Source organism: Pseudomonas rhizophila (assembly GCF_003033885.1).
In the GTDB taxonomy this organism is placed as follows: Bacteria; Pseudomonadota; Gammaproteobacteria; order Pseudomonadales; family Pseudomonadaceae; genus Aquipseudomonas; species Aquipseudomonas rhizophila.
Genome location: NZ_CP024081.1, coordinates 3,523,151 through 3,546,462, shown reverse-complemented (window position 1 = coordinate 3,546,462; position 23,312 = coordinate 3,523,151). Strand labels below are relative to the sequence as shown.

General features: G+C 60.8%; 22 protein-coding genes. 12 read left to right on the top strand and 10 right to left on the bottom strand.

What is annotated here, in order from left to right:
• Positions 1–9 precede the first annotated feature (9 nt).
• The 3 genes from CRX69_RS16565 to CRX69_RS16555 are packed head-to-tail and all read right to left on the bottom strand — an operon-like array spanning position 10 to position 2,740.
• A complete protein-coding gene (locus CRX69_RS16565; RefSeq protein ID WP_107322359.1) occupies positions 10–882 on the bottom strand; it encodes a rhomboid family intramembrane serine protease in 873 nt (290 codons plus the stop codon).
• A complete protein-coding gene (locus CRX69_RS16560) occupies positions 879–1,853 on the bottom strand; it encodes a metallophosphoesterase (protein WP_171061363.1) in 975 nt (324 codons plus the stop codon). The genes CRX69_RS16565 and CRX69_RS16560 overlap by 4 nt, the downstream gene beginning before the upstream one ends.
• Positions 1,850–2,740: an NAD(+) kinase gene (locus CRX69_RS16555; protein WP_003202709.1), complete on the bottom strand. Its 891-nt coding sequence runs from the start codon at positions 2,738–2,740 to the stop codon at positions 1,850–1,852. Before CRX69_RS16555 ends, CRX69_RS16560 begins: the two co-directional genes overlap by 4 nt.
• A 103-nt stretch (positions 2,741–2,843) precedes the next feature.
• Here CRX69_RS16555 and CRX69_RS16550 point away from each other — a divergent pair, with 103 nt between their 5' ends.
• Positions 2,844–3,809 carry a DUF1853 family protein gene (locus CRX69_RS16550; RefSeq protein ID WP_107322358.1) on the top strand — a complete coding sequence of 322 codons (966 nt, stop codon included), beginning with the start codon at positions 2,844–2,846 and terminating at the stop codon, positions 3,807–3,809.
• Between the two features lie 129 nt (positions 3,810–3,938).
• On the opposite strand, the gene CRX69_RS16545 is transcribed toward CRX69_RS16550, so the two are convergent.
• Both CRX69_RS16545 and CRX69_RS16540 read right to left on the bottom strand, forming a co-directional pair.
• Positions 3,939–5,222: an arsenic transporter gene (locus CRX69_RS16545; protein WP_107322357.1), complete on the bottom strand. Its 1,284-nt coding sequence runs from the start codon at positions 5,220–5,222 to the stop codon at positions 3,939–3,941.
• A 106-nt stretch (positions 5,223–5,328) separates the two neighbouring features.
• Positions 5,329–5,886, bottom strand: a complete 558-nt coding sequence (locus CRX69_RS16540) for an NADPH-dependent FMN reductase (RefSeq protein ID WP_047225771.1) — start codon at positions 5,884–5,886, stop codon at positions 5,329–5,331.
• A 184-nt stretch (positions 5,887–6,070) separates the two neighbouring features.
• Between CRX69_RS16540 and CRX69_RS16535 the strand changes: the two genes are divergently transcribed.
• A complete protein-coding gene (locus CRX69_RS16535; protein WP_047225770.1) occupies positions 6,071–6,334 on the top strand; it encodes a hypothetical protein in 264 nt (87 codons plus the stop codon).
• Between the two features lie 86 nt (positions 6,335–6,420).
• Complete coding sequence (locus tag CRX69_RS16530) at positions 6,421–7,314, top strand: LysR substrate-binding domain-containing protein (RefSeq protein WP_047225769.1); 894 nt, start codon at positions 6,421–6,423, stop codon at positions 7,312–7,314.
• Here CRX69_RS16530 and CRX69_RS16525 read toward each other — a convergent pair.
• The 4 genes from CRX69_RS16525 to CRX69_RS16510 form a co-directional block, all read right to left on the bottom strand.
• Entirely contained in the window at positions 7,280–7,894 is a 615-nt protein-coding gene (locus CRX69_RS16525) for a GNAT family N-acetyltransferase (protein ID WP_047225768.1), read from the bottom strand. The two genes, CRX69_RS16530 and CRX69_RS16525, sit on opposite strands and share 35 nt — an antisense overlap.
• 272 nt (positions 7,895–8,166) lie before the next feature.
• Positions 8,167–8,928, bottom strand: a complete 762-nt coding sequence (gene dnaQ / locus CRX69_RS16520; protein ID WP_047225767.1) for a DNA polymerase III subunit epsilon — start codon at positions 8,926–8,928, stop codon at positions 8,167–8,169.
• A gap of 159 nt (positions 8,929–9,087) precedes the next feature.
• Positions 9,088–9,540, bottom strand: coding sequence for a ribonuclease HI (gene rnhA, locus CRX69_RS16515; protein WP_047225766.1), 453 nt, complete (start codon positions 9,538–9,540; stop codon positions 9,088–9,090).
• An 89-nt stretch (positions 9,541–9,629) separates the two neighbouring features.
• Complete coding sequence (locus CRX69_RS16510) at positions 9,630–10,388, bottom strand: class I SAM-dependent methyltransferase (protein ID WP_047225765.1); 759 nt, start codon at positions 10,386–10,388, stop codon at positions 9,630–9,632.
• Between the two features lie 65 nt (positions 10,389–10,453).
• Between CRX69_RS16510 and gloB the strand changes: the two genes are divergently transcribed.
• The 8 genes from gloB (at position 10,454) to fabI (ending at position 21,120) form a co-directional block, all read left to right on the top strand.
• The gene (gene gloB / locus CRX69_RS16505) at positions 10,454–11,221 is read left to right on the top strand and encodes a hydroxyacylglutathione hydrolase (protein WP_107322356.1); all 768 of its coding nucleotides are present in this window, start codon (positions 10,454–10,456) and stop codon (positions 11,219–11,221) included.
• Between the two features lie 99 nt (positions 11,222–11,320).
• The gene (locus CRX69_RS16500) at positions 11,321–12,751 is read left to right on the top strand and encodes a transglycosylase SLT domain-containing protein (protein WP_076384421.1); all 1,431 of its coding nucleotides are present in this window, start codon (positions 11,321–11,323) and stop codon (positions 12,749–12,751) included.
• Positions 12,752–12,913: 162 nt separating this feature from the next.
• A complete protein-coding gene (locus CRX69_RS16495) occupies positions 12,914–14,746 on the top strand; it encodes an extracellular solute-binding protein (protein WP_076384419.1) in 1,833 nt (610 codons plus the stop codon).
• On the top strand, positions 14,743–16,596 hold the full coding sequence (locus CRX69_RS16490) for an extracellular solute-binding protein (protein WP_107322355.1): 1,854 nt from the start codon (positions 14,743–14,745) through the stop codon (positions 16,594–16,596). Before CRX69_RS16495 ends, CRX69_RS16490 begins: the two co-directional genes overlap by 4 nt.
• A 3-nt stretch (positions 16,597–16,599) precedes the next feature.
• Positions 16,600–17,673, top strand: coding sequence for a microcin C ABC transporter permease YejB (locus CRX69_RS16485; RefSeq protein WP_047225760.1), 1,074 nt, complete (start codon positions 16,600–16,602; stop codon positions 17,671–17,673).
• A gap of 1 nt (position 17,674) precedes the next feature.
• Positions 17,675–18,694 (top strand): ABC transporter permease, encoded by a 1,020-nt coding sequence (locus tag CRX69_RS16480; RefSeq protein ID WP_047225759.1) that lies wholly within the window; start codon positions 17,675–17,677, stop codon positions 18,692–18,694.
• 1 nt (position 18,695) lies between these two features.
• Positions 18,696–20,306 carry an ABC transporter ATP-binding protein gene (locus tag CRX69_RS16475; RefSeq protein WP_076384417.1) on the top strand — a complete coding sequence of 537 codons (1,611 nt, stop codon included), beginning with the start codon at positions 18,696–18,698 and terminating at the stop codon, positions 20,304–20,306.
• A gap of 19 nt (positions 20,307–20,325) precedes the next feature.
• Positions 20,326–21,120, top strand: coding sequence for an enoyl-ACP reductase FabI (gene fabI, locus CRX69_RS16470; protein ID WP_003202751.1), 795 nt, complete (start codon positions 20,326–20,328; stop codon positions 21,118–21,120).
• A 254-nt stretch (positions 21,121–21,374) separates the two neighbouring features.
• Here fabI and CRX69_RS16465 read toward each other — a convergent pair whose 3' ends face one another.
• Entirely contained in the window at positions 21,375–22,337 is a 963-nt protein-coding gene (locus CRX69_RS16465; RefSeq protein WP_107322354.1) for a sensor domain-containing diguanylate cyclase, read from the bottom strand.
• 137 nt (positions 22,338–22,474) lie between these two features.
• Between CRX69_RS16465 and CRX69_RS16460 the strand changes: the two genes are divergently transcribed.
• Positions 22,475–23,299, top strand: coding sequence for a helix-turn-helix transcriptional regulator (locus CRX69_RS16460; protein ID WP_107322353.1), 825 nt, complete (start codon positions 22,475–22,477; stop codon positions 23,297–23,299).
• The last annotated feature ends 13 nt before the right edge of the window (positions 23,300–23,312 follow it).

The following is a 23,312-nucleotide window of genomic DNA, read 5'->3' as shown; positions in this document are numbered from 1 at the left end:
CAGGCGCCGTCAGAGGGCCATTTTACGACGAGCGAACAGCCCGCCCAACAAACCCGTGAAGCAACCGATGAGCAGCCCGCCGACGTGGGCCGCGTTGGCGATTTCGCCGAAACCGATCAGCGAGATCAGCCCGGACAGGCACAGCACCAGCCACACCAGCATCATCACCAGCACCCCACGGGGCAAGTGATAGGCCGGGTTCGGCGCCAGCAGTTGAAAGATCCAGCAGTGCCCCAACAGACCATAGAGCACGCCGGACAAGCCGCCGAACAAGGTCGGGCCGCTGAAGAAATATTGGGCGAAGTTGGACACGAGGCTGAACAGCAGTGTCAGCCCCAGCAGGTTGATGCCGCCCTGGCGCGCTTCAATCCGCCGTCCCAGTTCCCAGTACCACATGCCATTCATGGCGATGTGCAGGAAACCGAAATGGATCAGCATCGGCGTCACCAGGCGCCACCACTGCCCTGCCGCCAGGCTGTCGGCCAGGGGCGTGAAATGGATATAGTCGCCGACGACGCGAAACTCCAGGAATGTCAGCCAGCGCAAGGTCTCGAGATTTTCCCCCAGCAACGTCACGGCGCCGACGATCAGGCTCAGCAGCAACACCAGTGCTGTAACCGGGCTGCGGGTCAGTTGCTGGACGAAACCAGGCCGTCGCGACGTGCTGCCGGTGCCCGGCAACTCCAACTGGTGCTCGGGATCGCCGCTCGGGAAGCGTGCATACAACGAGCGCACGTCTTCGCAGATTTCATCGGGCACCCAGAGCACCTGCTCGCCCGCCTCCTCGCTGACCCGATGGGGCACCTGCATGCGTTGCAGCAATTTGACGAAGCCGCTCAGATCCTCGGCCAAGGGCAAGCGCAAGACCGCCACGACGCTCATCGCAGTTCCTCCGGCCGTTCGACATCGACCCAGACAAATTTATGCGGGTCCAGTCGGGTTTCTGCGTCGAGACGATAGGCCACCAGTTTTCCGTAAAGCACCGCGCTGTAATCCAGGCAGGCCAGGTTCGAGCGGATCGGCGCGGGTTTGCCGCTGCGCCAGTAATGACCGACGAACAGCATGGGTTCATGCACGCCATAGCGCAGCAGATTATTCTTTTCGTCGGGCGACAGCGGCGTGCGAGCCACCGGTTCGGGCAAGGCGTCGGGTTGGAACACGATGTCTCCATAGGTCTGAGGATCGTCTTCCCAGAACTTGGTGCGAAAGAACGAACGGGTCAGGCCGTCGCCGCCGGTGAGGGTCAGGCCATGGGGCAAGCGCATGTCGGTACCGCGCAGCAGGCGATCAAACACCGTGCAGGCGAAACTGCCCGGCTCCGCCGAGGCCTGGAGGAAGTGCTCGTCGATACAGCCGTCCGGGAACAAGCCTCGCAGCGGCTCGATCAGACCGTTGTCCCAGCAGGCGTGGACCACCCGAAAGCGCTGGGCATCGACAAACAGCGGCAACTCGTAAAACCACTTGAGAAAGTCATGCCAGTCGCCCGGATGCTGCTCGAACTGGGTCAGGGTTTCGTTGAGCAGACGGGCATGGCGCGGGGTGTGTTCGCGCACGTAGCGCTGGCCGCTGCCCGGCAACGCCGGCGTGCTCCAGCCCAGGGCGTTGAACTCGTGGTTGCCCATGATGCACAGCGCCTGACCGGCCACCACCATGTCGTGGACGATGTGCAGGGCTTCGCGGATCCGCGGACCACGGTCGATGATGTCCCCCAGGAACACGGCCATGCGCGACGGGTGCCGCCAGACGCCGCCCTGCTTGTGATAACCGAGGCGGTCCAGCAGGCGTTCCAGGGTCAGGGCGCATCCGTGCACGTCGCCGATCAGGTCGTAACTGCGCGCAGGATCGAGCATCAGTCGCCTCCACCCCCCAATCGACTGCCCCAGCCGAGCTTGGTCCGGCAGACTTCGTAGTAATTGTGATCCAGCGGGTGGATCAGGCGCAGCTTCTGCGCTTTTTTGCTGACGGTGATGGTGTCACCCGGCGCGCAGGTGAAATGGTTCTGGCCGTCACAGGACACTTGCGGGTAGATCTGCATATCCTTGGACACGACGATTTTCAGCTCACTATTGCCATCGACCACAATGGGTCGCCCAGACAAGGTATGGGGGTACATGGGCACAATCACAATAGCGTCGAGCTTGGGATGCATGATCGGGCCACCGGCGGAAAGCGCATAGGCCGTGGAGCCGGTGGGCGTGGCGACGATCAGGCCGTCGGCCTTCTGGCTGCAGACGAACTGACCGTCGATATACAGCTCGAATTCGATCATCCGCGTGGATTTGCCGGGGTGCAGCACCACATCGTTGAGGGCATCGCCCTGGCCGATGGCTTCGGCGTGACGGCGCACCTCGGCTTGCAGCAGGAAGCGATTCTCCACCAGATAGTGACCGTCCAATACCTCGGCCACTTTGGTTTCCAGCTCGTCGGGGCGGATATCGGTCAGAAACCCCAGGCTGCCCCGGTTGATGCCCAGTACCGGAATGTTGTGCCGCGCCAGGGCTCGGGCGGCCCCCAGCAGACTGCCATCGCCGCCGACCACGATCACCATGTCACAGACTTCGCCGAGCATCTTGCGCGACGAAGTCTGCAGGCCGTGACCAGGCAAGACTTCGGCGATGGTATCTTCGAGGATCACATGCAGGTGCCGCTCCAGGAGGAAACGTTTGAGTCGGCGAACAGTGTCCAGCACCTGCGAACTGCCCAGGCGACCGATGATGCCGATATTGCGAAATTGCTCCATGGGGCTCCTGCGAGGGTCTGCGTCGGGCGAAAAACACGATTATGGGCGAAAGCCGCCCATAGACAAAATTCTTTAAGCCTTCGACGCAGGCTATGCTCGCAAAATGATCCTGTTCCCCGAACTGCTCGACTTGCCCCGCCGCCTGCGCCATCCCGAAGTGCGCGACCTGGCGTGGGCGATCCTTGCCCCGCCGATGCTGATCGACACGCCCTGGCCCCAACGCCATCCCCTGACCGGCAGCGACTGGGTGCAACAGCCTCATCAACTGGAACAGTGGCTGCGACAACTGGACCGCGACAGCTATCCGTTACTGCATTGCCTGTCCCAGGGCAGAACCCGGCGCCTGGGTCTGTATTACGAACGGTTGTGGCAGTTTGCGGTGCAGCACGCGCCGGGCATTGAGCTGATCGCCGCCAACCTGCCGATCCGCCACCAGGGCCAGACCCTGGGTGAACTGGACCTGCTGCTGCGCGATGGCGACGGCATCCACCACCTGGAACTGGCGATCAAGTTGTACCTCGGGCCGCAAAACGGCCACGGGCAGGACACCGCACAATGGCTCGGCCCGGGCTGCCATGACCGGCTCGACCTTAAACTGGCGCATTTGCGCGAACACCAGCTACCAATCTCCGCTCGCCCGGAAAGCCGAGAGGCCCTGGCAACGCTGGGCATCGAACCCTCGGGCATCGAGCTGTTTCGCTCGGAACTCTGGCTAGGCGGCTATCTGCTTTACCCGTGGCCCGGCCAAGCCGAACCCCCAACCGGCGCCCATCCCAGGCATTTGCGCGGAAGGTGGCTGCATCAGCGGGACTGGCCGGCGTTCGTTGCCCAGCGTCCGCCGGGGCGCTGGCAACCCCTGCCCCGGGCTGGCTGGCTCGCCCCGGCCCATTATCCGGCGGACCAGACCTGGAGCGCCGGGCAACTGGATGCCTGGCGAATGGCCCTCGACCCCATGGCCCCCGCACAATTGATGGTGCGCCTGAGTGAAAATGCCGAGGGTGAGTGGGAAGAAACCGAGCGAGCGTTCCTGGTGGCGGATCGTTGGCCGGATGTGCCGGGGAATGGGTGAGATGGGCGGCGTCTGTCCGGGCCTCATCGCGAGCAGGCTCGCTCCCACAGTGACCGCGGCGTTTGCAACTTCAATGGCAACACTGCATCCATGTAGGAGCGAGCCTGCTCGCGATAAAGTCAACGCGGTCTAAATAGACAACCGCAACGCCAACGCCGCCAACGTCACCAACAACACCGGCACGGTCAGCACAATCCCGACCTTGAAGTAGTACCCCCAGCCAATCCGGATGTCCTTGCGCGCCAGCACGTGCAGCCAAAGCAAAGTCGCCAGGCTGCCGATCGGAGTGATTTTCGGGCCCAGGTCGCTGCCGATGACGTTGGCGTAGATCATCGCCTCCTTCACCACCCCGGTGGCCTGACTGGCATCGATGGACAAGGCACCGATCAGCACCGTCGGCAGGTTGTTCATGATCGACGAGAGCAAAGCCGTCAACAGTCCGGTGCCCATCGCCGCCCCCCACACACCATAGGCGGCGAAACCATCGAGCCATTGCGCCAGGTAGCCAGTCAGCCCCGCATTGCGCAGGCCATAGACCACCAGATACATGCCCAGGGAGAAGATCACGATCTGCCACGGCGCCTCCTTCATGACCCTGCGAGTGGAGATTTTGTGACCGCGGGCCGCGACGGCCAGCAATAACGCGGCGCAGACCGCCGAAATCGCGCTGATGGGAATGCCCAACGGCTCGAGGGCGAAGCAACCAAGCAGCAGAATCGCCAACACCGCCCAGCCCGCGAAGAAGGTGGCCCTGTCGTGGATGGCACTCGCCGGGGCATCCAGTTGATGCGGGTCATAGTCGCGCGGGATGTCGCGGCGAAAGAACCACAGCAATATCGCCAGGCTGGCCGCGACGCTGACCAGGTTCACCGGCACCATGACCGCCGCGTAACGGTTGAAGCCAATGCCGAAGAAGTCGGCTGAGACGATGTTCACCAGGTTCGACACCACCAGCGGCAGGCTCGCGCTATCGGCAATGAAGCCGGCGCCCATCACGAATGCCAGGGTTGCCGCCGGAGAAAAACGCAAGGCCAGCAGCATCGAAATTACGATGGGCGTCAGGATCAACGCCGCGCCGTCATTGGCGAACAAAGCCGACACCAGCGCGCCCAGCAGCACCATGAACGCAAACAGCTTGCGCCCGCTGCCTCGGCCCCAGCGGGCCACATGCAAGGCGGCCCAGGCGAAGAACCCAGCCTCGTCCAGCAACAGGCTGATGATGATCAGCGCGATAAACGTACCGGTGGCGTTCCAGATGATCTGCCACACCAGGGCAATGTCACCGACCTGCACCACCCCGCTCAACAACGCCAGCAGCGCACCGAGCGTTGCACTCCAGCCAACACCGAGGCCCTTGGGTTGCCAGATCACCAATGTAATGGTCAGCAGAAAAATCAACGACGCGAGGAGCATGCGCAACAGCCTTGAAAGAAGGGATTTAGTAGGGGGAAAAGAAGGGTCGCCTTGTGGCGAGGGGATAAACCCCTCACCCGCTATGCATGCCTGAAAATGCCGGGCATCAGGCCTTTTTGTGCTGTTCAACCCACTTGCCATAGGCATCAATGAATTTCTGCAGAAACGGCCTCACCGACTCAGACAGCTCGCCCTGCTCATCGAACGCGCTCCCCGCACCGGCCAGATAAGCCTCCGGCTGTTGCATGCAAGGCACATCGAGGAAAACCAGGGACTGGCGCAAATGATGATTGGCGCCGAAACCACCCATGGCTCCCGGCGAGGCACTGATCACCGCACCCGGTTTACCGCTCAGGCAGCTCTTGCCGTAAGGCCGCGAGCCGACGTCAATGGCATTTTTCATCGGGGCCGGAACCGAGCGGTTGTATTCAGGCGTGACAAACAGCAATGCGTCGGCCGCGCCAACCTGCTCACGGAAAGTGCTGTAGGCTGGTGGGGGTGTGACGTCAATATCTTCGTTGTAGAGCGGCAGGTCGCCTATCTCGATGATTTCCAGCTTCAGGTTGCTCGGCGCCAGATCCGCCAGGGCCAGAGCCAGCTTGCGATTGATCGAAGCCTTGCGCAGGCTCCCCACTAAAACGGCCACGGTGTAGACATTACTCATTGGACACTTCTCGACGATGGGTTCAAGGGAGCCCCATTTATAGATGATCGGGCGAACAATTGGACCAGCGGAGAACCGAAAACCTTCCGACTGGACTATTTTTTTCATGTAGGAAAACTTACCGCGCTTGACCAAGGTCTACAGAACCGCAAATCGAGTGATTTATTTCCAGAGGTTCTAAGCAATGGCAGCAGTACTTGTCGGACAATTTCATGCACGGGACGCCGAAGGTCGCGTCTATTCAGTGCATGAATACCAAGAATCGACCCCGTCGCCCGACGGTAACGGCAAGGAGCCTGTGACCACTTTCAAGCTGGCGATCGGAGATCGCGTCAACCAACTCGAAGACGGCAAATTCATGCTGGTGCAGTCCCAGATTGAATTAACCCGCGAACCGGAAACGCTACCGCCCGCTCAAACGCCCGCTGAAACGCTAATTGCTTCATAACCTGTTGTTATGAGCAGAAGTCATGCCCGGACTTGGGTTAGGATTCAGCCACTCAATGGCTCTCCCGCCCAACATGGACTGCTTGCATGCGTTTACGCCACATCGAAGTGATCCAGGCGCTGTTGCAGACCGGCCACCTCGGCACGGCGGCTGAATGGCTGCAATTACCGGTGGCAGAGGTGGAGGCGACGCTGCGCGATGCCGAGCTGCAGTTGGGTTTCATGCTGTTTGCCAGTGTGCGCGGGCGATTGCAGGCGACTCGCGAAGCCCTTGAGTTGCGCGACGGCATCACCCGCGTGTATGACACCCTCGAACCGGTGCAACGCCTGGCCAGCAGCCTGAAACACTATCAGGCGCCGCCCCTGCGCATCATTTGCACCCCACCGCTGGCCCAGCAGTTACTGCCTCAAAGTATCGCTGCCCTGCGTCGACGCCATCCGGACGCCCCTTGCACCCTGCTCAGCCAACCGACCCGAGACATTGTTCAGAGCCTTCTGCTGCGCGACAGTGACTTGGGCCTTAGTCTGCACGACCCCGAACACTCCGACATCCAGTGCCAGATGATCGCCCAGGGCAAACTGCAATTGCTGGCGCCCCACGGCTGGCTGCAACCGCGGCAAAAATACATTTCGGTTCAGGATCTGGCCGGCCAGTCGCTGGTGGGCCTGGATGGCCACGACCCGCTGAGCCCTGCGTTCGACCATAAGCTGGCGGCGCTACGCCCCGCGCCGGTCATCCAGATCCGCGTACAGACCCATCAGATGATGCGCGCCATGGTCGAGGCTGGTGAAGGGCTTGCCATCGTCGACCCCTTCACCGCTTCAGGTGCCAAGGACGGCGGGCTGGACGTATGCCCGGTATCGCCCGCCATTCCCATCTGCCTGTATGCGCTGAGTCTGAATGGCACGGCGACCTCTCCCACCCTCCAGTCGCTGCTGGAACTGATTACGGAACAAGCCGAGGCGCTGTTGGGCCACTGATCGCCATGCCCAGTGGATCGTCGAACAACCGGTACCAGAACAACGCCACCTCGGCGGTATGACGGTCAATGCCGCGATAGCGCAGGTGATCGATCCCGCCCAGCACGTAACCGCAACGCTCATAGAGCCGGCACGCGCCCAGGTTGTTGTTCTGGGTTTCGAGCATGATGCCCGGCAGTTTTTTCTTGCGGCTCCAGAAATGAGCGACGTCCAGCAATGCCCTGGCCACACCGTGGCGACGGGCCGGGGCATGCACGGCAAGCTCATCGATGTGGGCAAAACCGTTCCAGTTGGTACTCACCACCAGATGCCCTACCGGTTGGTCATCGAGGTAAGCCATGAAGATCTCGCTGTCCGGAGCGTCCCGGAAACTGCTGAATTCCTCAGGATCGATGCCATAGCATTTACGATAAGGGGCAATGGGCGTCACTGGCCATTGGCTCACCGGCCGACCCACCTGCGCCGTCCCATAGGCGCTGACCTCGAAACTGAAGTCGCTGCCCCAGATGTAGGCGGCAAAGCCGTCATCGACGACACGCACCGACAGGCCGGGGTGCTTGGGATTCATGACCGGCTGCATACTGGGAAAAGTCCTCATTCCTTGAGACAACCAACGGCGCTCTGCCATCCATTGCCCTTGCCTCTCGAAACTTCATACATCAAGCGGGTATCCGTAGCCTGCCCGTTACCTCAGGTTAGAAGGTACTGGCGATTGTGGCGAGAAATGAATGAAGACTGCCCTTGTGGGAGCGAGCCTGCTCGCGATGGGATCTCCATGGTCCAACAGACAGACCGAGCCGCCTGCATCGCGAGCAGGCTCGCTCCCACAAAGGGTACGACCGTGGCGCAAGATCAGTTCGCCGCGGCCTGGGATTCGACCAGTTGCGTCCACAGTGCCGGAGCACCGGCAGATTTGGCGATAGCTTCCAGACGCGCGGCATGTTCGGCGAGGTCGTTTTCGCTGGCGCGAAGGATCCGGCCTGGCGTGCGGTCAGCGGGCAAACGACGGATTTCCGTTGCCTGGTTACCTGAACCCTCACCCGTGCCATTGCCATCGGAGGCGTTGCCGGCCAGGGACAGGCTGGTCTGGCCACCCGTCATGGTCAGGTAGACGTCGGCGAGAATCTCCGAGTCGAGCAAGGCGCCGTGCAGTTCACGACCGGAGTTGTCGACGCCGTAGCGCTTGCACAAGGCATCGAGGCTGTTGCGCTGCCCCGGGTGCCGTTCCCGAGCCATCATCAAGGTATCGAGGATGGTGCAGTGCCGGGTGATATCGGCCCGGTCGTGCTGCCCCATCAGGGCAAACTCGTTGTTGATGAAGCCAACGTCGAACGCCGCGTTATGGATGATCAGCTGCGCACCCTGGATGAACTCGAAGAACTCATCGGCCACTTCAGCGAAGCGCGGCTTGCCCACCAGGAACTCGTTGGTGATGCCGTGGACGCCGATGGCGCCTTCATCACTTTCGCGGTCCGGTTGCAGGTAAACATGGAAATGGCGACCGGTCAGGCGTCGGCCGATCAGCTCGACACAGCCGATTTCGATAATCCGGTGACCATCGGTCACCGGCATGCCGGTGGTTTCGGTATCCAGTACAACAGATCTGTTGGCCATCAGTGTTCAGCTCTCAACGGGCATGCTTGCAAAAGCGGCGATGTTAACACGCTCCGGTAACGAGGGGACTTACCTGAAACCTGGCTTATGGGAGCGAAGCTGTGGGAGCAAAGCCCACTCGCCACAGATCATCCTGTTCAGGCCCCGACACCACTCGTATCAGGCCTGCTTGAAACCCCGCACCTCATCCACCCCACGGTTGGCCAACTGGTCGGCCCGTTCGTTTCCGTGATGGCCGATATGACCGCGCACCCATTTCCAGGTGACGTTGTGACGGTTGACCTGCTCGTCGAGCAGCTTCCACAGATCGGCGTTCTTCACCGGCTCTTTCGCAGCGGTTTTCCAGCCACGCTTCTTCCAGTTGGCCATCCACTCATTGATGCCTTTCATCACATATTGCGAGTCGGTCACCAGCAATACGTCGCAAGGCCGCTTAAGCTCTTCCAGACCCCGAATAGCGCCCATCAGCTCCATACGGTTGTTGGTGGTATTGGTTTCACCGCCCCAGAGTTCCTTCTCGACACCCTTGCATACCAGCAGCGCCCCCCAGCCACCCGGGCCGGGATTGCCCTTGCAGGCGCCGTCAGTGAAGAGTTCTACACTATCGCTCATGCCAATCCATCCAGAAAAAAATGCAAAGGCCTGCCGGACGGGAACGACAACGCCCGCAACCGAAATGCCGCCAGACCATCAGAAAAGGGTTAAGGCTCGATGTGGCGACGATTGACCTTGGCCATCGGCAAGGGAATCAGCTTACCCATCGGCTCGCGTCGCGCCTGACGAACCGGGCGCAGCCCGACCGCAATCTTGCGCGCCACCAATAAATAGAAGCCGCCGCCGGACAGTTGCCACTCACCGGCCTTGCGCTCCCAGCCGGCCAGACGGGCCTGCCACTTGGGCGACGCAAGCGGCGGACGATAGCATCCGAAGCGACGTTTCTCCAGCGCGAAGCCCAGCAGGTTGAGCCAGTCACCGACCCTTGACGCCGAGATGCAGCGAGCCTGACGCAAAGCATCGTGAGCGAACACGTGACGCAACCCCCAACTGCTCCAGGGATTGATGCCAATGATCAGCAGATGCCCGCCAGGACGGACGCTGCTGGCGGCTTCGCGCAGCAGCCCGTGCGGGGAGAGACAGAAATCCAGCCCGTGCTGCATCACCACCACATCGGCGGCATGCTCGCTCAACGGCCAGGCCTGCTCTTCGCAAACGATCTCCACGCCAGGCAATGGTGCCCCCAGGCGTACATTACGCTGAACCTGCGGCGCCGACGGCGGGGTCTGCGCCGAAGGCCCGTAGTGCACCAGATAGCCACCAAAGAACCGGCCCAGCTCGTCTTCGAGCATGCGCCGCTCCTCTTCCAGCAAAAATTGCCCGACAGGGCCGGACAGCCACTCACGAGCGGCGCTGATCAACGCAAGCCAGTCGGGATCAGCCTGAGCGAACGCTTCATCGGTCATTGCATTCTCCAACGCGTCAGGAAGTTCTAAGATGCGCCTTTGTTTTCTGCTTGGCGAATTCCGCGATGATACAGATCAGTGCCCTGCCCGCGTTCACCGATAACTACATCTGGTTGTTACAGGACCACGCCACTCAACGCTGCGCCGTCGTCGACCCCGGCGACGCCACGCCGGTGCAGGCCTGGCTCGACGCCCATCCAGGCTGGGTCCTGAGCGACATTCTGATCACCCACCATCATCACGACCATGTCGGCGGCGTCCAGGCACTGAAAAACGCGACACACGCCACCGTCTACGGCCCGGCCAGTGAAAACATCCCGGCGCGGGACGTGGCGCTGCAGGACAACGACCAGCTCAGCGTCCTCGGCTGGGACTTCGATGTCTACGCCGTACCCGGCCACACCCTGGGGCATATCGCGTATTACCATCATGGCTTGCTGTTCTGTGGCGACACCCTGTTTGCCGCCGGTTGTGGGCGACTCTTCGAAGGCACGCCTGCACAAATGCATCAGTCCCTCAGCCGCCTGGCCTCTCTGCCTGAGGATACGCTGGTCTACTGTACCCATGAATACACCCTCAGCAATCTTAGATTCGCCGCTGCGGTAGAGCCGGGCAACCTGGACGTTGCCGCGCGCCTGGAAAAAGTCAGCCAGCAACGCAACGCCGGCGTCATGACCCTGCCCTCGACCCTGGCACTTGAAAAGCTCACCAATCCGTTCCTGCGTACCGCTGAAACATCCGTTAAACAAAAAGCAGACGAACGGAACGGCCAGCGTAACCAGACGCCGAGTGAGGTTTTTGCGGCCTTGAGGGCGTGGAAAGATAAGTTCTAAGGCCGCTGGCGTTTGATACAAAAATTCTGAAAGGTTGACCTGTTGGGGTGCGCTTCCTAGAATCGGCCGACATTTTTGCCCGGAACTTACTTCCAGCCAATGTCGTCATCTATACGTAAGTCCGTCCAGTCAGACACATTGACCCGCTTGGCTCAAGCTGTCGCAGTGGCTGTGTCCGCCACCCTGGCGGGCTGCCAGAGCACGAGCCAGGTGCCGCAGAGCGATGTGGCGCACACGCCGAACATCGCCGCTCGCGCCAAACAGAAGCCCATCTGGCTCACTGAAAAACCCGTCCCTCAAGTGCCTCAGGACGTCTGGGAGCGTATGCGCCAGGGCTTCCAGCTGCAGGAAACCGCCGGCGTCAACCCGCGTATCGAGCAGCAACGCCTGTGGTTCGCCAGCAATCCATCCTTTCTGGAAAACGCCGGCGAACGCGGCAGCCTGTACATTCATTACATCGTCGAACGCCTTGAAGAACGCAACATGCCCCTGGAGCTGGCGCTGCTGCCGGTGATCGAAAGCGCCTACAACCCCATGGCTTATTCCCGGGCCCATGCGGTGGGCCTGTGGCAGTTCATCCCGTCCACGGGGCGCTACTTCAACCTGCGCCAGACCCGCTTCTATGATGGGCGTCGCGACATCACGGCCTCTACCACGGCCGCGATGGATTACCTGACGCGCCTGCACGACATGTTCAACGGCGACTGGCTGTTGGCGCTGGCTGCCTACAACGCAGGCGAGGGAACGGTCAGCCGCGCCATCGAGCGCAACGAAAAACTTGGCCTGCCCACCGATTACTGGAACCTGCCGCTGCCCAGCGAAACCCAGGCCTATGTGCCGAAGTTGCTGGCATTGTCCCAGGTCGTGCTTTCTCCCGAGGCCTACGGCGTCAACCTCAACCCGATCGCCAACGAACCGTACTTCCAGGTCGTCGAGATCAACCAGCGCATGGACCTGTCCAAAGTCGCGGCGGTGGCTGACATCGACGAAGACGAGCTGTTCCAGCTCAACCCGGCTTTCAAGCAGCGCACCACCATCGATGGCCCGCAGCACCTGCTGGTGCCCACGTCCAAGGCCCAGTTGTTGACCGCCAGCCTGTCCACCATGCGTCCGGAAGAACTGATCAGCAAACGATCGCTCCAACCGGTTTTTGACTCAGCCGAAGAAAGCACGGTGGCGGGCGCCAAGCGCACCTATCGCGTCAAGCGTGGCGATAACCTGGGGCTGATCGCCAAGGCCAACAACGTTCAGATCAAAGACTTGCAACGCTGGAACAGATTGAGCGGCAACAAACTCAAGATCGGCCAGACCCTGGTCATGCAAGACACCCGCAAACGCGTCAACACGGTAGTCGCTGCCAGCAGCAAGAATAAAAAGAAACAAACCCAGTACAAGGTCAAGCAAGGCGACTCGCTGTACGTGGTCGCCAAACGCTTCAACGTGGAAATGCAGCACCTCAAGCGCTGGAATCCACGGGTAGGCAAGGCACTGAAGCCTGGGCAGATGCTGACGGTTTACTCTCCGCACTAAGCCTGACTGAAGAGAGGGCTGCTTCGCAGCCCAGCGGGAGCAAGCTCCCTCGCCACGGTTTCGGGTAATCCCTGAAGCTTTCGGCTCCCGCCTTTTTCCTGCCGATACAAGCTGTTACTGTACGGGCCATAAAGCCCAAGCCGCCTGGATCGGATCTCAGACTTGATACGTCCCCTCCTCCTGCTCCTGATCAGCCTGGCCTTGAGCTCTCCCGCCGGCGCAACCATTAGCGAAAGCCATGGTTATGCGCAGTTCGGCACGCTCAAGTACCCGGCCAGATTCACCCACTTCGACTGGGTCAACCCGCAAGCGCCCAAGGGCGGTATCTTGCGGGTCATGGCATTTGGCACCTTCGATACGCTCAATCCCTACACTTTCAAGGGCAGCAGCCCGGTTTCGACGCCCAACTTCTTGCAATACGGCATCAACGAGTTGAACGAACCGCTGATGGTTGGCACCGGTCAGTATGCGCCTTCCGGCGACGAGCCGACGTCGAGCTATGGCCTGATCGCCCGGTCAGTGGAATACAGCGAAGACCGCAGTTGGGTGGTGTTTAACCTCAGACCCGAAGCCCGTTTTCACGACGGCGTGCCGATTACCGCCTATGACGTGGCGTTCTCCTACAGAACGCTGCTCAAGGAAGGTCATCCGCAGTACCGCACCAACCTTCAGGAAGTGCTACGGGTCGACATCCTCAACCCGCTGAAAATCCGCTTTGTGTTCAAGCGTACGGGCAACCCGCTGCTGATCCTGCGCCTGGGTGAGTTACCGGTGCTGCCCCAGCATTACTGGAAAGACCGCGACTTCAAGGCCACCACCTTCGAACCGCCCTTGGGCAGCGGCCCTTACCGGATTACCAAAGTGCAGCCTGGTCGCCAGTTGGTGTTTGAGCGGGTCAAGAATTACTGGGGCAAGGACCTGCCGGTCAATCGCGGCAAATACAACTATGACCGGATGGACGTGGAGTTCTACCGCGACAGTGAAGTGGCTTTTGAAGCCTTCAAGGCCGGGGAATTCGACATCTACATTGAACACCAGGCCAAAAACTGGGCCAACGGCTACCGGTTCCCGGCGGTCAATCGCGGCGAGGTGATCAAGGCGCAGATTGCTCACCAGATCCCGACCCAGACCCAGGGTCTGTTCATGAATACCCGGCGCAGCACGTTCGCCCAGGTCAAGGTTCGTGAAGCCCTGGGGCTAATGTTCGACTTCGAGTGGACCAACCGCACGCTCTTCAGCGGTGCCTACAAGCGCACCCTCAGCTACTACCCCAACAGTGAATTCTCCGCCAGCGGTCTTCCGGTGGGCCACGAATGGCTGCTGCTCAAGCCGTACCGGGAACAACTACCGCCCGCATTGTTCACCCAACCCTTCAGCCTGCCCAAAACCGACGGGCGGGGCATCCCCCGGGAAACCCTGCGCAAAGCCCTGGGATTGCTGAAGGAAGCCGGGTGGACCATCCACGGCCAGCGCCTGCTCAACGCCGACAGCCAGCCCCTGCGCTTCGAGATCCTGCTGGTGAACCCGAACCTGGAGCGCATCCTGCAGCCCTACGTGGAAAACCTCGCCAGCATCGGCATCCAGGCCCGCCTGCGTACGGTGGATCGCGCTCAATACAAGCAGCGTCTGGACCAGTTCGACTTCGACATGATCCTGCTAACCCTGGGGCAAACCCTCAGCCCGGGTCTTGAGCAATGGCAGTACTTCCATTCCAGCCAGGCGGGGGTCAAGGGCAGCAAGAACTACGCCGGCATCAACAACCCGGTGGTCGATCACCTGCTGGAAAAGCTCCTGTCTGCCCGCACCCGTGACGAACAGGTCGCCGCCGGCAAAGCCCTGGACCGTGTGCTGCTGTGGCAGCACTACTGCATCCCTAACTGGTATCTCAATTATCATCGCCTGGCCTACCGTAACCGGTTTGCCTTTGTCACTACGCCGCCCTACACCCTGGGTTTGAGCGCATGGTGGCTGAAATCTTCGGAGAAAGATCAATGAAGCCTTTACGCGCCCTGCTCCTGCAGGCCAGCGGCCTGTTGTTCGCCGGACTGGCCTGTGCCGCACCGCAGCACGCCTTGACCTTGTACAACGAGCCGCCGAAATATCCGGCCGACTTCAAGCATTTCGATTATGTGAACCCTGACGCCCCCAAGGGCGGGATTTTTCGTCAGGGCGGGTTTGGTGGCTTCGACAGCCTCAACCCTTTTATCAGCAAGGGCGTCCCCGCCGATGACATCGGCCTGATCTACGACACCCTGGCCAAACAAGGCCTGGACGAACCCTTCACCGAATATGGCCTGATCGCCGAAAAAATCGAGAAGGCCCCGGACAATGCCTGGGTGCGCTTTTACCTGCGGCCCGAAGCCCGCTTCAACGACGGCCATCCCGTACGCGCCGAGGACGTGGTGTTCAGCTTCCAGACCTTGACCAAGGACGGCGCTCCGATGTTCCGCGGTTATTACAACGACGTGGCCGAAGTCATCGCCGAAGAACCGCTCAAGGTGCTGTTCAAGTTCAAGCACACCAATAACCGCGAATTGCCGCTGATCCTCGGCCAACTGCCGGTATTGCCCAAGCATTGGTGGGCCGGGCGCGAATTCAACAAGGGCAACCTGGAGATCCCCCTCGGCAGCGGTCCGTATAAGGTCGCCGAAGTGAAGGCTGGCCGTTCGATTCGCTATGAACGCGTGAAGGACTATTGGGGCAAGGACCTGCCGGTCAACCGCGGCTTCTACAACTTCGACGTGCTGACCACCGACTACTATCGCGACAACACCGTGGCGGTCGAGGCACTGAAGGCCGGGCAGTTCGATTTCTGGCTGGAAATGGCTGCCAAGAACTGGGCCAACGCCTACAACATCCCGGCCGTGACCGAAGGCCGGCTGATCAAGGAACAGATCCCCAACGGCAACCCCACCGGCATGCAGGGCTTTGTCTACAACTTGCGCCGCCCGGTCTTCCAGGACGTGCGGGTGCGCAAGGCCTTGAGCCTGCTGCTGGACTTCGAATGGACCAACAAACAACTGTTCCACGGTGCCTACGCCCGCACCCGCAGTTATTTCGAAAACTCGGAGATGGCCGCCACCGGCCTGCCCGGCGAAGACGAGCTGAAGATCCTCGAGCCGTTGCGTGGCAAGATCCCCGAGCAGGTGTTCACCCAGGCCTTCCAGCCTTCGGTATGCGACGGCAGCGGCATGATTCGTGACCAGCAGCGCAAGGCCTATCAATTGCTGCAAGAGGCCGGCTGGCGCATCGTCGACGACAAGATGGTCGATGCCCAGGGCAAACCCGTGGTGCTGGAGTTCCTGCTGGCCCAGACCGAATTCGAGCGGGTGCTGCTGCCGTTCAAGCGTAACCTCAGTGACCTGGGCATCGAACTGGTGATCCGCCGGGTCGACGTGTCCCAATACATCAATCGCGTGCGCTCGCGGGATTTCGACCTGATCGTGGGCAGCTTCCCGCAGTCCAGCTCGCCGGGTAACGAACAGCGCGAGTTCTGGATGTCGGCCGCCGCCGATAATCCCGGCAGCCGCAACACCATGGGCCTGAAGGACCCCGCCGTCGACCAACTGGTGGAGCAACTGATCAACGCCGACTCACGCAAGAGCCTGGTGGCCCACGCCCGGGCGCTGGACCGGGTGTTGCAATGGGGCTACTACGTGATCCCCAACTGGCACATCAAGACCTGGCGCGTAGCCTACTGGAACCACATCGGCCATCCAAAAATCACCCCGACCTACGACATCGGCACCACCACATGGTGGGTCAAGCCAGACGTCAAGCCTTCCATCGAGGTGGAAAAACAGGTCATCGAGCAAAAAATCGTCGCCCCGGCGAGTGTGGAGTAACCGATGCTGGCTTATATCTTTCGGCGTCTATTGCTCATCATCCCGACCCTGTTTGGCATCCTGCTGATCAACTTCGTGATCATCCAGGCCGCGCCCGGCGGGCCGGTGGAGCAGATGATCGCCAAACTCGAAGGTTTCGAAGGCGCCACCAGCCGCATTGCCGGTGGCGGTGCCGAAGTGTCGGTGGCCGGCTCCGCCTATCGCGGCGCTCAGGGGCTGGACCCGGCGCTGGTCAAGGAAATCGAGCGCATGTACGGCTTCGACAAGTCGGCGCCGGAACGCCTGTGGATCATGATCAAGAATTACGCTCGCCTGGATTTCGGTGACAGTTTTTTCCGAGACGCCAAGGTCATCGACCTGATCAAGGAAAAAATGCCGGTCTCCATCTCGCTAGGGCTGTGGAGTACGCTGATCATGTACCTGGTGTCGATCCCGCTGGGGATCGCCAAGGCGACGCGGCATGGCAGTCATTTCGACGTCTGGACGAGTTCGGCGATCATCGTCGGCTATGCCATCCCGGCGTTCCTGTTCGCCATCCTGCTGATCGTGGTGTTTGCCGGCGGCAGCTATTTCAACTGGTTCCCGCTACGGGGGCTGACGTCCAACGATTTCGACGAACTGAGCATGGGCGGCAAGATCCTCGACTATTTCTGGCACCTGGCCTTGCCCGTGACGGCCCTGGTGATCGGCAACTTTGCCACCATGACCCTGCTGACCAAGAACAGCTTCCTCGATGAAATCAACAAGCAGTACGTGGTCACCGCCAAGGCCAAGGGCCTGACCCGCAATCGGGTGCTCTATGGTCATGTGTTCCGCAACGCCATGCTGCTGGTGATTGCCGGCTTCCCTTCGGCGTTCATCGGAATCTTCTTCACCGGCTCGTTGCTGGTAGAGGTTATTTTTTCCCTTGATGGCCTCGGTTTGATGAGTTTCGAGGCGGCAATCAACCGTGACTACCCGGTGGTCTTCGGCACCCTGTTCATCTTCACCTTGCTGGGGCTGGTGGTGAAACTGATCGGTGACCTGACCTACACCTTTGTCGATCCACGCATCGACTTCGAAAGCCGGGAGCATTGAGATGAACCTGTCCCCCCTCAATCGCCGCCGTTTCGAATTGTTCAAGGCCAATAAGCGTGGCTGGTGGTCGCTGTGGCTGTTCCTGATCCTGTTCGGGCTCAGCCTGGGCGCCGAGTTGATCGCCAATGACAAGCCGCTGGTGGTGCACTACGACGACGGCTGGTACTTCCCGGCACTCAAGCGCTACCCGGAAACCACGTTCGGCGGCGAATTTCCGCTGGAAGCCAACTACAAGAGCCCATACATCCGCGAACTGCTGGCCGCCAAGGACGCGTGGGTGCTGTGGGCACCGATCCCGTTCAGCTACCAGAGCATCAATTACGACCTGAAGGTCCCCGCCCCGGCACCGCCCTCCTCGGTCAACTGGCTGGGCACCGACGACCAGGGCCGCGATGTGCTGGCCCGGGTGATCTATGGTTTCCGTGTTTCGGTGCTGTTCGCTCTGACACTGACCCTCCTCAGCTCGATCATCGGCGTGATCGCCGGCGCCTTGCAGGGCTTTTACGGCGGATGGGTCGACCTGGCCGGCCAGCGTTTCCTGGAGATCTGGTCGGGGCTGCCGGTGCTTTACCTGTTGATCATCCTGGCCAGCTTCGTGCAGCCGAACTTCTGGTGGTTGCTGGGCATCATGCTGCTGTTCTCCTGGATGAGCCTGGTGGACGTGGTCCGCGCCGAGTTCCTGCGCGGGCGCAACCTGGAATACGTGCGTGCCGCGCGGGCATTAGGCATGCAGAACGGCGCGATCATGTTCCGCCACATCCTGCCCAACGCCATGGTCTCGACCATGACGTTCATGCCGTTCATTCTCACCGGGGCCATCGGCACCCTCACGGCCCTGGATTTCCTCGGGTTTGGCTTGCCTCCGGGCGCTCCGTCCCTGGGTGAACTGGTGGCCCAAGGCAAATCCAACCTGCAGGCGCCGTGGCTTGGCATCAGCGCGTTCGCCGTACTGGCGATCATGCTGAGCCTGCTGGTGTTCATCGGCGAGTCAGCTCGCGATGCCTTCGATCCGAGGAAATGAAATGAATCAGGACAATCTGATCGAAGTGCGCGACTTGGCCGTGGAGTTCATCGTCGGCGAACGTCGGCAACGGGTGGTCGAAGGCGTCAGTTTTGACATCAAGCGTGGCGAAACCATGGCCCTGGTCGGCGAAAGCGGCTCAGGCAAGTCGGTGACCGCCCACTCAATCCTGCGGTTGCTGCCCTACCCGTTGGCCCACCATCCAAGCGGGACCATCCAGTACGCCGGCCAGGATTTGCTCGGGTTGAAAGAAAAGACTATCCGCCACATCCGGGGTAACCGGATCGCGATGATCTTTCAGGAGCCGATGACGTCCCTCAATCCGCTGCATTGCATCGAGAAGCAGATCAATGAAGTGCTGGGCATTCACAAGGGGCTGTCCGGTAAGGTCGCTACCCGTCGCACCTTGGAGTTGCTGGAACTGGTGGGCATCCCCGAGCCGCACAAGCGCCTCAAGGCCCTGCCCCACGAACTGTCCGGTGGCCAGCGCCAGCGAGTGATGATCGCCATGGCCCTGGCCAACGAACCAGAGCTGCTGATTGCCGACGAACCGACCACGGCACTGGACGTCACCGTCCAGCTGAAAATCCTCGAATTGCTCAAGGATTTGCAGGCGCGGCTGGGTATGTCGCTGCTGTTGATCAGCCACGATTTGAACCTGGTGCGAAGAATTGCTCATCGCGTATGTGTCATGCAGCGCGGTTGCATCGTCGAACAGGCATCGTGCGAAGAGCTGTTCCGCGCGCCGCAGCATCCGTACACTCGGGAACTGCTGGCCGCCGAGCCCAGCGGCAACCCGGCGACCAACGTGGTCGGCCCGCCGCTGTTGCAGGTCGAGGACCTGAAAGTCTGGTTCCCGATCAAGAAAGGCCTGTTCAAACGCACGGTGGACTACATCAAGGCCGTGGACGGTATCCGCTTCAGCCTGCCCCAGGGCCAGACCCTGGGTATCGTTGGCGAAAGCGGCTCCGGCAAGTCCACCCTGGGGCTGGCGATCTTGCGGTTGATCGGCAGCCAGGGGGGGATCCGCTTTGAAGGCAAGCAGCTGGACTGCCTGTCGCAGCAACAGGTCCGGCCACTGCGCCGGGAGATGCAAGTGGTGTTTCAGGACCCGTTCGGCAGCCTGAGCCCACGGATGTGTGTAAGCCAGATCGTCGGCGAAGGCCTGCGGATCCACAAGATCGGCACCGCAGCCGAGCAGGAACAAGCGATAATCGCGGCATTGAAGGAGGTAGGCCTGGATCCGGAGACTCGGAACCGCTACCCCCATGAATTTTCCGGAGGGCAGCGGCAGCGTATCGCCATTGCCCGGGCCCTGGTGCTCAAGCCGGCGTTGATTCTGCTGGATGAACCGACGTCGGCCCTGGACCGTACCGTGCAACGCCAGGTGGTGGAGCTGTTGCGGTCGCTGCAAACCAAGTACAACCTGACGTACCTGTTTATCAGCCATGACCTGGCTGTCGTCAAAGCGCTGAGCCACCAGTTGATGGTGGTCAAGCATGGCCAAGTGGTCGAACAAGGTGATGCCCGCAGCATATTCGCCGCGCCGCAACACCCCTATACACAGCAGTTGCTGGAGGCCGCTTTCCTGGCCCCAACAACTGCCGAATAACCTGAAAGAGGAGCAACACATGGGTTTTCTCGCCGGTAAGCGCGTACTGATCGTCGGTGTCGCCAGCAAGCTGTCCATCGCATCCGGCATCGCCGCCGCCATGCATCGCGAGGGCGCTGAGCTTGCCTTCACTTATCAGAACGACAAACTCAAGGGTCGCGTCGAAGAGTTCGCACAAGGCTGGGGCTCGAGCCCTGAGCTGTGCTTCCCGTGCGACGTGGCCAGCGATGAAGAAATCGCCAAGGTTTTCGAAGAACTGAGCAAGAAGTGGGACGGCCTGGACTGCATCGTGCACTCCGTGGGCTTCGCCCCGGGCGATCAACTGGACGGCGACTTCACCGAAGCCACCACCCGCGAAGGCTTCCGCATTGCCCACGACATCAGCGCCTACAGCTTTGTGGCCCTGGCCAAAGCCGGTCGTGAAATGATGAAAGGCCGCAACGGCAGCTTGCTGACCCTGTCGTACCTGGGCGCCGAGCGCACCATGCCGAACTACAACGTGATGGGTATGGCCAAGGCTTCCCTGGAAGCAGGCGTGCGTTACCTGGCCGGCTCCCTGGGCCCGGATGGCACCCGCGTCAACTGCGTATCGGCCGGTCCAATCCGTACCCTCGCCGCTTCCGGCATCAAGAACTTCCGCAAAATGCTGGCCGCCAACGAAGCGCAGACCCCGCTGCGTCGCAACGTCACCATCGAGGAAGTCGGCAACGCCGGCGCCTTCCTGTGCTCGGACCTGGCCTCGGGCATCAGCGGTGAAATCATGTACGTGGACGGCGGCTTCAACACCACCGCCATGGGTAACATCGAAGAGTAATCTTCACGTCACATCCGCTGCGTAAAAACGCCGCTTGTCCTGAAAAGGGACAAGCGGCGTTTTTTATTCCGCTCTGGTCATGGCGGCGGGTCAGCTTGCATTCGTGTTGAATGGGCCACCGCTATCGCGAGCAGGCTCGCTCCCACATTTTCCGAGTTGCTCATAGACTTCGGGCAAACCGCAAATCCCCTGTGGGAGCGAGCCTGCTCGCGATGACGATGGACCTGCACACATAAGGGCTTGATGTGAGGCCGTCAGCGCGAACCAGCCTGTTTTTGAATGTACATCGCATCATCAGCATCCGCCAAAAGGCTGTCGATGGACTGATGACGCTTCGGGTCATAGTCGATCTGGCCCACGCTGAAACGGATGTCATAGCCACGCTGCAACATCGCATTGCGCTCATCAAGGATTTCCCTGAGTCGCGCCATGATCGCCGAGGTTTCGACATGGGCAGAGCCGGTGAGCAGCGCCACGAACTCATCGCCACCCAAACGACCGATCACATCACTTTCGCGAAAGGCGATGCGTAGCACGTCGGCAAACGTTTTTAGTGCCGTATCGCCCTCGGCGTGTCCGAAGCGGTCGTTGATGAGCTTGAATTCGTTGAGGTCGAAGAACAGCAGTGTTGCCGGACGCGACAGGCGCTCGCAAACGCTCAGCGCATGCTGGGCCAACGTCTTGAAACCACGTCGATTGGACAGCAAGGTCAGTTCGTCCATGCTCGCCATCTGCACAGCAATCATTTCCTGCTCGGCCATGCTGGCCAAGTCGCGCAGCAGTTCGCGTTCTTCGTCATTGAGCTTGCGCGGCTTGGTGTCCAGCAAGCACAGGGTTCCAAGCTTGCTGCCGTCATCCAGTGCCAACGGCTGCCCGGCGTAGAAACGAATGCCGGGTTTATCGGTGACAAACGGGTTGTCGCGAAACCGCTCGTCCTGCTCCGCGTCGCAAACCTCCAGAATCTGATCCTGCAAAATGGCGTGTGCACAAAATGAAACGTCGCGTCCGGACTCACTGGCGTCCAGGCCCGCGTTGGACTTGAACCACTGACGGTTGGCATCCACCAGCGACACCAGCGCAATGGGCACATCGAACAAACGCCGGGCAAGGCGAGTCAGGCGGTCGAAGCGCTCCTCGGGCGCGGTGTCGAGCAGCTTGAGCGAGTGCAGATTCTTGAGGCGAACGGCTTCGTTATCCGGTTTACCTGGCGCAGGCATCGGGAACTCCATCGAGAGGGCTTGTTGAAGTCTAGCCCAGGCCCACTCCCCTTCAAACCAATGCGTCAAATCAAACAGGCATTTATCGACAGGGCCTAATACACTGCGACACAGGTTCAAGACGAGGACGCCGACCGATGAAGCCCGCCCCCCATGATGCCGCCCCACGTTTCTGGCGTGATGCAGCGCTGCCCTTCATCGAAGCCCGGGGCATCACCGATGGACGCAAGGTCTGCTATTCGCGTCATTCCCATGACCACTTTTCCATCGGGGCTATCACGGCCGGGCGCAGCACCTACCTTCATGAGCAATCGAATTTCCAGGTAGAGAGCGGTACGGTCGTATTGATGAACCCCGGCGATGTCCATGCGTGCAACCCGATCAATGATCAGCCATGGTCGTATGTAATGCTGTACGTCGACACCCAGTGGCTGACGGACTTGCAGCGCCGAATCGGCTTTGACGAGACCCTGGGTTTTCAGGGCTTCGCCACCACCCACAGCCGCGACATCGAGCTGTTTGCCGCCTTACAGGGTTTGTACGGCCAACTGGTGGATGAGCGGATCGACATCGCCCGCAAACACGCCGCCGCCGAAGCGTTTTTCATCGACCTGCAACACCGGCTCAACCCAGCCGGGCGCCCGGACCGTGGCAGCCACCCGGGATTGATGCGAGCGGCGCAGTTTATCCATGACCATTGCAGCGAGGCCTTGAAACTTGAAGACATCTGCGCCGCCGCACAACTTTCGCCGTCGTACCTGAGCCGGGCCTTCAAGCGCCATTACGGCATGACGCCCCATGCTTTCCTGGTCAATCGTCGGATCCAGTTCGCCCGTCGGCAGTTACGCGAAGGCAAGCTGATTGCCGATGTCGCACTGGACAGCGGGTTTGCCGACCAGGCGCATTTCCAGCGCGCCTTCAAACAACACCTGGCCGCCACCCCGGGCCAATATCGCGGTTGATACCCGATCCTGC

Excerpts from the sequence above, each read along its gene's own strand:
- CRX69_RS16565 (WP_107322359.1), bottom strand. The coding sequence starts at position 882 with ATGAGCGTCGTGGCGGTCTTGCGCTTGCCCTTGGCCGAGGATCTGAGC.
- CRX69_RS16555 (WP_003202709.1), bottom strand. The coding sequence starts at position 2,740 with ATGGAGCAATTTCGCAATATCGGCATCATCGGTCGCCTGGGCAGTTCG.
- CRX69_RS16550 (WP_107322358.1), top strand. The coding sequence starts at position 2,844 with ATGATCCTGTTCCCCGAACTGCTCGACTTGCCCCGCCGCCTGCGCCAT.
- CRX69_RS16545 (WP_107322357.1), bottom strand. The coding sequence starts at position 5,222 with ATGCTCCTCGCGTCGTTGATTTTTCTGCTGACCATTACATTGGTGATC.
- CRX69_RS16540 (WP_047225771.1), bottom strand. The coding sequence starts at position 5,886 with ATGAGTAATGTCTACACCGTGGCCGTTTTAGTGGGGAGCCTGCGCAAG.
- CRX69_RS16535 (WP_047225770.1), top strand. The coding sequence starts at position 6,071 with ATGGCAGCAGTACTTGTCGGACAATTTCATGCACGGGACGCCGAAGGT.
- CRX69_RS16530 (WP_047225769.1), top strand. The coding sequence starts at position 6,421 with ATGCGTTTACGCCACATCGAAGTGATCCAGGCGCTGTTGCAGACCGGC.
- CRX69_RS16525 (WP_047225768.1), bottom strand. The coding sequence starts at position 7,894 with ATGCAGCCGGTCATGAATCCCAAGCACCCCGGCCTGTCGGTGCGTGTC.
- dnaQ (WP_047225767.1), bottom strand. The coding sequence starts at position 8,928 with ATGGCCAACAGATCTGTTGTACTGGATACCGAAACCACCGGCATGCCG.
- rnhA (WP_047225766.1), bottom strand. The coding sequence starts at position 9,540 with ATGAGCGATAGTGTAGAACTCTTCACTGACGGCGCCTGCAAGGGCAAT.
- CRX69_RS16510 (WP_047225765.1), bottom strand. The coding sequence starts at position 10,388 with ATGACCGATGAAGCGTTCGCTCAGGCTGATCCCGACTGGCTTGCGTTG.
- gloB (WP_107322356.1), top strand. The coding sequence starts at position 10,454 with ATGATACAGATCAGTGCCCTGCCCGCGTTCACCGATAACTACATCTGG.
- CRX69_RS16500 (WP_076384421.1), top strand. The coding sequence starts at position 11,321 with ATGTCGTCATCTATACGTAAGTCCGTCCAGTCAGACACATTGACCCGC.
- CRX69_RS16490 (WP_107322355.1), top strand. The coding sequence starts at position 14,743 with ATGAAGCCTTTACGCGCCCTGCTCCTGCAGGCCAGCGGCCTGTTGTTC.
- CRX69_RS16485 (WP_047225760.1), top strand. The coding sequence starts at position 16,600 with ATGCTGGCTTATATCTTTCGGCGTCTATTGCTCATCATCCCGACCCTG.
- CRX69_RS16480 (WP_047225759.1), top strand. The coding sequence starts at position 17,675 with ATGAACCTGTCCCCCCTCAATCGCCGCCGTTTCGAATTGTTCAAGGCC.
- CRX69_RS16475 (WP_076384417.1), top strand. The coding sequence starts at position 18,696 with ATGAATCAGGACAATCTGATCGAAGTGCGCGACTTGGCCGTGGAGTTC.
- fabI (WP_003202751.1), top strand. The coding sequence starts at position 20,326 with ATGGGTTTTCTCGCCGGTAAGCGCGTACTGATCGTCGGTGTCGCCAGC.
- CRX69_RS16465 (WP_107322354.1), bottom strand. The coding sequence starts at position 22,337 with ATGCCTGCGCCAGGTAAACCGGATAACGAAGCCGTTCGCCTCAAGAAT.
- CRX69_RS16460 (WP_107322353.1), top strand. The coding sequence starts at position 22,475 with ATGAAGCCCGCCCCCCATGATGCCGCCCCACGTTTCTGGCGTGATGCA.